Here is a 9,041-nt window from a genome sequence, read left to right as displayed (position 1 = left end):
GCGTCGGGCTGCCCCAGCCCGACCCCCGCGTCCTGCTGAAGCCAGGACCGCCGGGTCTGCCCGCCCCGGCCAGCCCTCCGGGTGACGCCTCCGAGCACGAGCCGCTCCTGACCGCGGACGCAGCGGATCCGCCCGGTGGACCGGGCTCGCCCTTCCAGTACACGCCTGAGCCCTTCGGCCTGCCCTCCGCGCGCGAGGCCGTGGCCGCGCACCTGTCCGCGCGGGGCGCGCCCGTGTCCGCCGCCCATGTCGTCCTCGGCGCCAGCACCAGCGAGGCCTACGGGTGGCTCTTCCAACTGCTCTGCGACCCGGGGGACAGCGTGCTCGTGCCCGCGCCCGGCTACCCGCTGGTGGACGTGCTGGCGCGCCTGGAGGGCGTGCACGCGCGGCCCTACCGGCTGCCCGCCGTGCACGGCTTCGGGCTGGACGCGGGCGCGGTGGAGGCGGCGGTGGACGCCCGCACGCGCGCGGTGCTGGTGGTGAACCCGGGCAACCCCACCGGCCACTTCCTCCACGAGGGCGAGCTCCAGGCGCTCGCGGACGTGTGCGCGCGCCACGGGCTCGCGCTCGTCTGTGACGAGGTGTTCTCCGACTTCGGCTGGGACACTGAAGCAGGGAGGGTGACGTCGGTGGCGGGACGCGCCCTGCCGTGCCTCACCTTCTCCCTGTCAGGCCTGTCCAAGGTCGCGGGCCTGCCCGGCCTCAAGCTGTCATGGCTGCACGTGGGCGGCCCCTCCACCGAGCGCGACGAGGCCCTGGCCCGACTGGAAGACGTGGCGGACGCGGCCCTGTCCGTGGGCACGCCCGTGCAGCTCGCCCTGCCCGCGCTGCTGGCGCACGCGCCCGTGTTCCAACAGGCCCTCCTGGAACGCGTGAAGGGCAACCGGGCGCGGCTCCTCGCGGCGCGCACTCACGATGCAACCTGGGACGTGGTGCCCGCGCACGGCGGCTGGAGCGCGGTGCTGCGCATCCCCCGCGAGCCCGGCGAGGAGGCCACCTGCCTGCGGCTCCTCGACGAGGGCGTGCGCGTGCAGCCGGGCTACTTCCATGACTTCGGCGGCGGTGCGTACCTCGTGCTGTCGCTGCTGCCGACGCCCGAGGTCTTCACCGCCGCGCTCGCGCCGCTCGTGCGCGTGCTCTGCGCCTGACGCTCAGTCCGCCGACGGGTTGATGAGCTGGAGCGTGCGGAAGCCGTTGGACTCCACCTTGAACAGCTCGTACGGCGAAGGGGCCTCACCCGTGTCGTTGTTGAAGTCCAGCTCGCCGCTGGCGCCCTGCACGTTGATGCCCTTGCCCTGGCGCAGGCTGTCGCGCGCGCCGGTGAACTGCACCGGGCCCAGCTGGTAGCTGGTCACCGTCTGCCCCGAGGCGGGCGTCACCTTCGTGAGCCCCTCCGCGATGCGGGTGCCGGTGACAGGCTGCGGGTTGGCCAGGTCGTTGCCTATCGCGTACGCCGCGCCCAGCGTCACCAGGTACATGGCGTCATACGCATGCGCGGTGAAGGAGAACTGCCCCGGGTCCACCTTGTAGGCGGTGGTGAAGCGGTCCGCGAAGAACTTGTAGGTGGGCTCCTGAGGCCGCGCCGACGCGGGCGCCGTGCCGTAGGAGCCGACGATCTCGCTCTTGCCCGCGCCCAGGTTCGTCAGCAGGGTGGGGTCCTTGCTGGCGTCGGTGAGGAACCACCGGTTGCCGTTGGCCATGGACACGCCCGCCGACACCGCCGCGGGCAGCAGCCGGGAGTTGTCCTCGGTGAAGCCCGCGAGCACCGTCAGGTCCGGCTTGAAGGTCGCCAGCCGGCTCACCGCGCCCGCCACGTCGCTGTTGCGCTCGTACTGCGCGCCGTCCAGTTGCTTGGTGGTGAGCCTGCTCAACAGCGACGAATACAGGCCCTGGCCGTAGGTGTCGTTCACGTACGCCACGCCCACCTTGTTCGGCGACACGAACGTCGAGCCCGGATCATTGATGACCGTGGTGCCCCGCAGCACGTCCGCGATGACGCGGCCCTGGAGCGCGTCCGAGGGCGTGGTGCGCCAGACCAGGCCCACCGTGCCGCCGTTCTTGTCCTCCAGCGAGGTGAAGGCCGCGCTGGTGGCCGTGTGGCTCATCAACAGCACGTTCTTCGGGATGGTGATGGAGCTGATGCCGATGGTCTGCGCGCTGCCCGCGCTGAACACCGCCACCGTCTGCTTGTCGTTCACCAGCCAGCGCGCCTGCACCTTGGCGTTCTCCACGTCCGCCTGCGTGTCGCAGACGTACAGGACGAACTGCCGGCCGCCCACGCCCTCCAGCGCGTTCACCTCGTCCAGCGCCAGCTTCAGCCCGTTGAGGCGCTGCTGCTCAATCTCCGCGGAGCCGCTGCGGTTGGTGAGCGGCACCAGCGCGCCCAGCACAATCGCGTTCGCCGCCGACGTGGCGCCGAACACCTGCCCGCATCCGGCCGGCTGCGGCAGGCAGAAGCCCGACGTGCAGACGCTGTTGGTGCCGCAGTCACTGCTCGTGTCGCATTCGGACAGGCCCCCCGCCGTGGTGAAGCTGCACCCGGTGGTCAGCAAGGCCATGCCCAACGTCATCATTCCCAGCGCGCGCATCAGAAGTGGACCTCCATGCCAGCCCCGACCCCGCGCGGCGCGAGCGTCACCCGGACCTCGCCCTGCGTGGGAGGGCCCTCTTTGGGATACAGGATGATGGCGGTGATGGCGCCCGCGATGCCCACGCCGAAGCCGATGTCCGCGAGCAGCGCCTTGCTGCGCGTGCTGTCCGCCTGCGTCTCCTTGTCCTCCAGCGTGGCCGCCTTGTCGAACTGCTCGCGCGCGTCCCGGGCCTGCATGCCGAACAGCACGCCCGCGCCCACGCCCAGCACCGCCACGCCGCCCACCGCGAAGGCGCCAATGCGCTGGCGCTGGTAGGACTTCACCGCGCGGTCGTACTCCGCCTGCCGCTGGCGCTGGCTGTCCTCCTCCGCGCGCCGGGCCGCCTGCTGCTCCTCCTCCGCCTGCTGCCGCGCCGCGTCCGCCTCCGCCTCCAGCCGCTTGCGGTCCGCGTCCGCCACCGCCTGCGCCTGGTCCTCGCGGTCCAGCTGCACGCGCAGCCGGTCGATGGCGCGGTTGCTGTTCTTCAGGAGCGCGGGGTCCGTCTCGTCGCTGGAGCTGGTGACGTACTGGCGATACCAGGTCATCGCCTCGCGCGGCTCGCCCGCGTACTCCAGCGCCACGGCGATGTTGTAGATGAGGCGCGGGTGCGGCTGCTGCTCGTGCGCCTGCTTCAGCGTCTCCGCGGCCTCGCGGTACTTGCCCGCGTCGTAGAGGCGCTTGCCTTCCTTCAGCAGCGACTGCACGTTGGGGCTCTTGGTCCCGCCCCGCTGCGCCAGGGCCGAGCCCGGAGCCAGCGCGAGCGCCAGCGACAACACGAAAACCAGTCTCATGGGGCACGGAGCCTAGCGCCGAACCCCCCGGGCGTCGAAGTGGCGACCCCCCAAATGCGCCGGGGCCGCCCCCACCCCCCGTTTCCAGGAGGTGGCCGAGCGGCCCCGACAGGGCTTCGCCCTCGCGTCAGCGGGCGATCAGCCGTCCAGGCGGGAGATGAGCAGCTTGCGCTGCAGCATCAGGGCCTCGGGGGCCTTGGTGCCCAGCTGCTCGAAGAAGACCTCCTGGCTCTTGAGCTCGCTCTTCCACTCGTCCTCCTTGATGGAGGTGGCCTCCGCGACGGCCTCCTGGGACAGGTCCAGGCCCTCCAGGTTGAGGCCGTTGTCCTGACGCGGCACCCAGCCCAGCAGCGTCTCCTGCGTGGGGACGCGGCCGTGGACGCGGTTCACGATCCACTCGAGGACGCGCATGTTGTCCCCGAAGCCCGGCCAGATGAACTTGCCGTTCTTGTCCTGCCGGAACCAGTTGACCTGGAAGATCTTCGGCAGCTGCGGGATGGACTTCTGCATGTCCAGCCAGTGCTGGAGGTAGTCGCCCATGTGGTAGCCGCAGAAGGGCAGCATGGCCATGGGGTCGCGGCGAACGACGCCCACCTTGCCGGTGGCCGCGGCCGTCGTCTCCGAGCCCATGGTGGCGCCCAGGAACACGCCGTGGGTCCAGTTGAAGGCCTGGATGACCAGCGGGACGGTGTTGGAGCGGCGGCCGCCGAAGATGAGCGCGCTGATGGGCACGCCCATCGGGTCGTTCGCCTTGGTGCTCAGCACGGGGTTGTTGCTCATGGGCGCGGTGAAGCGGCTGTTCGGGTGCGCCGCCTTCTCCGCGCTGCCCTTCTTCCAGGGCTTGCCCTGCCAGTCGGTGAGCTCCTCCGGGACCTCGCCGTCCTTGCCCTCCCACCACACGTCGCCGTCGGCCGTGAGGGCCACGTTCGTGAAGAGGGTGTCCCTGGAGATGGTCTCCATGGCGTTGGGGTTGGTCTTGTTGTTGGTGCCCGGCACCACGCCGAAATAGCCGGCCTCCGGGTTGATGGCGTACAGCCGGCCGTCCGGGCCGGGGCGCATCCAGGCGATGTCGTCGCCCACCGTTTCGATCTTCCAGCCCTTGTACTCCTTGGGCGGGATCATCATCGCGAAGTTGGTCTTGCCACACGCGGACGGGAAGGCCGCGGCGACGTAGGTCGTCTCACCCTTGGGGCTGGTGACGCCCAGGATGAGCATGTGCTCGGCCAGCCACCCCTCCTCGCGGCCCAGGTAGCTGCCGATGCGCAGCGCCAGGCACTTCTTGCCCAGCAGCACGTTGCCGCCATAGCCGGAGCCGAAGCTCCAGATGGTGTTGTCCTGGGGGAAGTGACAGATGTAGCGGCGGTCCGGGTTCACGTCGCCCGTGGAGTGCAGGCCGCGGTTGAAGTCGTCGCTGTCGCCCAGCATGTCCAGCGCGGCCTTCCCCATGCGGGTCATGATCCGCATGTTGAGGACCACGTAGTCGCTGTCCGTCAGCTCCACGCCAATCTTCGTGAAGGGGCTGCCCAGCGGGCCCATGGCGTAGGGCACCACGTACATCGTGCGGCCCTTCATGCAGCCTTCGAACAGGTGGCCCAGCTTCGTGTACGCGGCCTCCGGATCCATCCAGTTGTTGGTGGGGCCCGCGTCCGTCTTGTTCGGCGTACAGATGAACGTGAGGTGCTCGACGCGCGCCACGTCGTTCGGGTTGGAGCGGTGCAGATAGCAGCCGGGGCGCGTCTTCGGGTTGAGCGGGATGAGCGTGCCGTCCTTCACGGCCTGCTCGGTGAGGCGCTGCTTCTCCGCCTCGGAGCCGTCGCACCAGACGATGCGATCCGGCTGCGTCATCGCGGCCATCCTGGCCACCCAGGCCAGCAGCGTGGGGTTCTTCGTGGGCGCCTGCTCGGTGGCGGCGGCCGCTTGCGTCGAAGCCATGGAAGTCTCCTCGGTGTGTCTCATGAGCGGATCTCCCGCGTACCGGTTCACAAGGGGGGCAAGACCCTACCAGCGGAAGGACATTTAACCTTCTGGAGCGGGGCCCCAAAAGCAACCGACGTCCGGCAGTCAACCGGACTTTCGCCCGCTCTGGCCTAATTCCACTTATCAGCGCCCGGTCCTTCATCAGTAAACGGCGCGGTGCGGCATTCGCTGCGGGTGCGTCAGTGGATGGCGGCGCGCAGGCCCACATCCGCGAGCACCCGGGACTCCTGGGCAAGCAGGTGTTGCAGGCGCGCGTCCACGCCGGCCTCGTCCCCGCCCGACGCGGTGACGGCCAGTCGGTGGAAGAGGGACTGGTGACCGTCCTCGGACTGCGCCAGCTCTCCGTAGAACCGGGCGAGCGCCGGGTCGGTGAGCCCCTCCGCGAGCAGGGACAGCCGCTCGCAGGAGCGCGCTTCGATGATGGCGGCGACGAGCAGCCGGTCCACGCGCCGCTCCGGGGCGGGCGTGCGCACGTGCTTCTGGAGCCCCTGCGCGTACGGGTCGCCCGCGTCCTTCGTGAGGGTGAGGCCGCGCGCGGCCATCAGGTCCAGCACGCGCGCCAGGTGGGCGCTCTCCTCGCGGGCCAGCCGGGCCATCTGCGCGGGCAGGCCGGGCAGGTCCGGGTAGGCCTGGAGCATGGACAGCGCGTTGGCGGCGGCCTTCTTCTCGCAGTGGGCGTGGTCCACCAGCACCGCGTCGAAGTTCGCGAGCGCCAGCGGCAGCCAGCCGGGGTCCGTGGGCGCGTGGAGGATGACGGGGCCCGCTCCGGAGAGGGGACGGCGGGTGGGCGTGGGACGGCTCATGCGGGGCGCGACTGTAGGGCATCCGCCCCGCGCCGTGCGCGCGCTTCCCGCGGCGTCCACGCGCCCGCCTCCCTGTCGACGGGCCGACCCGGGTTCGAGGGGGCTACAGCGGCGGGCGGGTGCCCTCCTTCGCGGCGATGAGGGTGACGACGTAGTCCTCGCCTTCCTGCACCTCGCTGGCGACGAAGATGGCGCCCGGCCACGAGCGCAGGCCGCTCATCATGAAGGGGGCGCTGTCCGCCGCGCTCCGGTGCACCAGCTCCACGCGGCAGAGCGTGGCGCGGCAGTCCAGCGCCTTCACGCGGGAGTTGGAGGGCAGGTGCTGGCGCAGGGTCTCGTTGAGCGTCTGCGTGGCCTTGCCGCTCCAGTCGTTGTCCACCGGCTCGTTGGCGAAGGCGGTGAACACCCGCGTGCGCGATTCCTCGAACGACCCCGTCGGGGGCAGCTCATCCGTGGTGTCGTCCGCTCCCGCTGCGTCGTCGCCGGGTGGGGCGGCCTTCCCCTGGGAGGGCCCGGGGCCGCGGGCCGAAGGGGACTGCGCGCCATGGGTGCTCGCCCACATGCGCATGGCGGCCTCCGCGGCGGCGCGGCGCTCGCCCTGGTTCGCGGTGGCGCTCGCCGAGGCCTGCCGCACCTGGTCCCTCAGCGCCTCCAGCTCCTGCTCGGACGTGCGCTGGTGGCCGAGGAAGGCGAGCAGCACGCCGACGACGGCGGCCGTGTTGAAGAGGGCGAGGAAGGTCTGGAGCCGGGAGGACATCGGGACGCTCGCGAGGGACTGCGGGAGGAAGGAACGGGCCGCGCGAAGGGGAGGAATGAGGACGACGAAACTTCGCGCGGCCGCGCATCAACACGGCACCTTCCGCCGGAGGACGTCCTCCGGCGGAAGGAAGGGGGAAGCCGCGTCAGTCGATGCTGAAGCCGCCGATGACGCCGCCCGGCTGCAGGTTGCAGCGGAAGACGATGGCGGTGTCCTCCCACACGTAGCGGTCGCCCGTGTTGAGGCTCTGCCACTGCATCGGGCCGGCCAGCGTGTACGTCGTCGCGCCCAGGTTGGAGCCGTTGCCCACGCCGTTGACGGTCGTCGTCTCACACCAGGTGTTGTTGCCGTAGAGGTACACGGACGTCGGGTGCCAGCCCACCGTCCACATCGGCACGGTCGCGGTCACCAGACGCGCCGTCGTGCAGTCGTTGCGCATCGCCGAGTAGCTCTGCACGTTCAGACAGCTCACGTCGCCGGCGAAGGACGCCTTGAACGCCGAGCCCGGGTAGTACTGCCACGCGCCCGCCGTGCCCGCGGTCAGTGCCACCACTCCGAAAGCGCACACCTTCGCCAGCGTCTGGAAAGCCTTCATCGTCCTGCTCCCGTGGAATGCGGCGGTGATTGGGGCCGCCGGGCTCGCGGATGCCGCGTGCCATGCCCTCCAGGAGCAAGCGCCATGCCCCTTCAGGGCTGGCGTGTTTTCAGTTGTTTACGCGCCTTTTTGGCAATCCCTGTTGTTCCTGGAGCAACAGGCCAGTGTTGCCTGAGTGGTCCCGGGGGCAACAGGGCCCCGGTACGGCGACGACGGCGACGGCTACTCCACCAGCACGAGCCGCTGGGTGCGGCCGGCGTGGTAGCCCACCTTGCGCGCGATGCGGGCCATGCTCTCGTCGCGCTCGTCGATGCGCAGCGCGAGCCGGGGCAGCGAGGACAGGAGGTGCCGGGAGATCTGTCCCAGGCACAGCGTGGCGTGGCCCTCGCGGCGGCGGGACGGCGGCGTGTACATGCCCTCCAGCTCCGCGCCGAACTGCGAGCGGCAGCCGATGTCCACCTTGAAGACGAGCGCGCCGTTCTCCTCCAGCACGTAGGTGCGGCGCTGGCGCACGCGCTGGAGGATGCGGGCCTCGTAGTGGGCGGGATCCTCGGTCAGCGGATCCCGCTCCAGGATCTCCCGCACGTAGCCCTGGGCCAGGGGCAGGAGGCGGGGCACGTCCTCCTCGCGGGCCAGGCGCAGGGTGGGGTTGGTGAAGGGGCCCAGGTCATCCGCGGAGACGCTGAACAGCCGCTGGGTGCGCGACAGGCGCGGCTTGCCGTCACAGAGGCTGCGCACGAGCGCGTCCACCGCGGACTTGTCCCCCACGGTGGCGCGCAGCTTCAGGGTCGTGGCGAGCGCGTCCGCGATGACGCCCGTGGCGCTGGCGTCGCTGGCGCTGGGCACCACGAGCCCGCCGTCGCCGCCCACGAAGACGGCCGCGGTGAGCACGCCGCTGTCGAAGCGGCCGTGGAAGGAGAAGGCCGCCTCGCGCCCCGGGGCCGCGATGCCGAACTCCTCCAGCAACCCCAGCAGGTAGAGGTTGTGGACGGGGTCCTTCGCCAGCAGCGCGCGCAAGGCGTCCGTGTGGGAAGGCACGAGCTGTTCGACGGTGACGGGCATGCGCGGGGGAAGGGGGCCGAACCTTACGCGCAACCCGACCTCACGGGCCAGCCTCCCCAGGGCCTGGCGGCGCGCGGAAGCGGAACGGGTAGACAACCCGGGCCGTCCCCCCCAGCCGGGGCGCCGGGAACCGCGCGTCCAACAGCGAGTCCAGCACGCACGCCTGCACCATCGGGTCGGGGATGGTGCTGGAGATGAGCTCGCCCCGGTTCATCTTCCCCGCCTCGCCCTCGCCCTCCACGGTGAAGCGCAGCTTCACTTCCTGTGTGCCCGGGTTGCGTTGTGCGGCGTCCTCGAAACATTGCTGCACGAGCGGAGTCACCGCCTGGAGCGCCAGCCGCAGGTCCTCCGCGTCGATGCGTCCAGAAGAGGACTCCACGAGCGGCTCCACCTGCTCCACGCGGCGCGGGTCGGGGACGTCGGGGC

Annotated in this window: 9 protein-coding genes; 1 reads left to right on the top strand and 8 read right to left on the bottom strand. The window is 70.9% G+C overall.

What is annotated here, in order from left to right:
- Positions 1-8 precede the first annotated feature (8 nt).
- Positions 9-1,148, top strand: a complete 1,140-nt coding sequence (locus tag D7V93_RS29920) for a pyridoxal phosphate-dependent aminotransferase (protein ID WP_244237599.1) — start codon at positions 9-11, stop codon at positions 1,146-1,148.
- A 3-nt stretch (positions 1,149-1,151) separates the two neighbouring features.
- Here the strand turns inward: D7V93_RS29920 and D7V93_RS29915 are convergent, their stop codons facing one another.
- The 8 genes from D7V93_RS29915 to D7V93_RS29880 form a co-directional block, all read right to left on the bottom strand.
- A complete protein-coding gene (locus D7V93_RS29915) occupies positions 1,152-2,588 on the bottom strand; it encodes an ABC transporter substrate-binding protein (protein ID WP_120646636.1) in 1,437 nt (478 codons plus the stop codon).
- On the bottom strand, positions 2,588-3,421 hold the full coding sequence (locus D7V93_RS29910; protein WP_120646635.1) for a tetratricopeptide repeat protein: 834 nt from the start codon (positions 3,419-3,421) through the stop codon (positions 2,588-2,590). The genes D7V93_RS29915 and D7V93_RS29910 overlap by 1 nt, the downstream gene beginning before the upstream one ends.
- Before the next feature lie 138 nt (positions 3,422-3,559).
- Positions 3,560-5,353, bottom strand: a complete 1,794-nt coding sequence (locus D7V93_RS29905) for a phosphoenolpyruvate carboxykinase (GTP) (protein ID WP_120646634.1) — start codon at positions 5,351-5,353, stop codon at positions 3,560-3,562.
- A gap of 224 nt (positions 5,354-5,577) precedes the next feature.
- Positions 5,578-6,201: a MiaE family protein gene (locus D7V93_RS29900; protein ID WP_120646633.1), complete on the bottom strand. Its 624-nt coding sequence runs from the start codon at positions 6,199-6,201 to the stop codon at positions 5,578-5,580.
- A 103-nt stretch (positions 6,202-6,304) separates the two neighbouring features.
- Positions 6,305-6,958 (bottom strand): hypothetical protein, encoded by a 654-nt coding sequence (locus D7V93_RS29895; protein ID WP_120646632.1) that lies wholly within the window; start codon positions 6,956-6,958, stop codon positions 6,305-6,307.
- A 145-nt stretch (positions 6,959-7,103) separates the two neighbouring features.
- A complete protein-coding gene (locus D7V93_RS29890) occupies positions 7,104-7,553 on the bottom strand; it encodes a hypothetical protein (protein WP_120646631.1) in 450 nt (149 codons plus the stop codon).
- 222 nt (positions 7,554-7,775) lie between these two features.
- Entirely contained in the window at positions 7,776-8,615 is an 840-nt protein-coding gene (locus tag D7V93_RS29885) for a GNAT family N-acetyltransferase (protein ID WP_120646630.1), read from the bottom strand.
- A gap of 40 nt (positions 8,616-8,655) precedes the next feature.
- A partial coding sequence (locus D7V93_RS29880) for an AgmX/PglI C-terminal domain-containing protein (RefSeq protein WP_147451402.1) occupies positions 8,656-9,041 on the bottom strand: 386 nt, incomplete at its 5' end.

The sequence above is a fragment of the Corallococcus llansteffanensis genome (genome assembly GCF_003612055.1).
GTDB classification, from domain to species: domain Bacteria; phylum Myxococcota; class Myxococcia; order Myxococcales; family Myxococcaceae; genus Corallococcus; species Corallococcus llansteffanensis.
The sequence above is the reverse complement of the archived record's forward strand: the minus strand, read 5'-3'. Positions and strand labels throughout refer to the sequence as shown.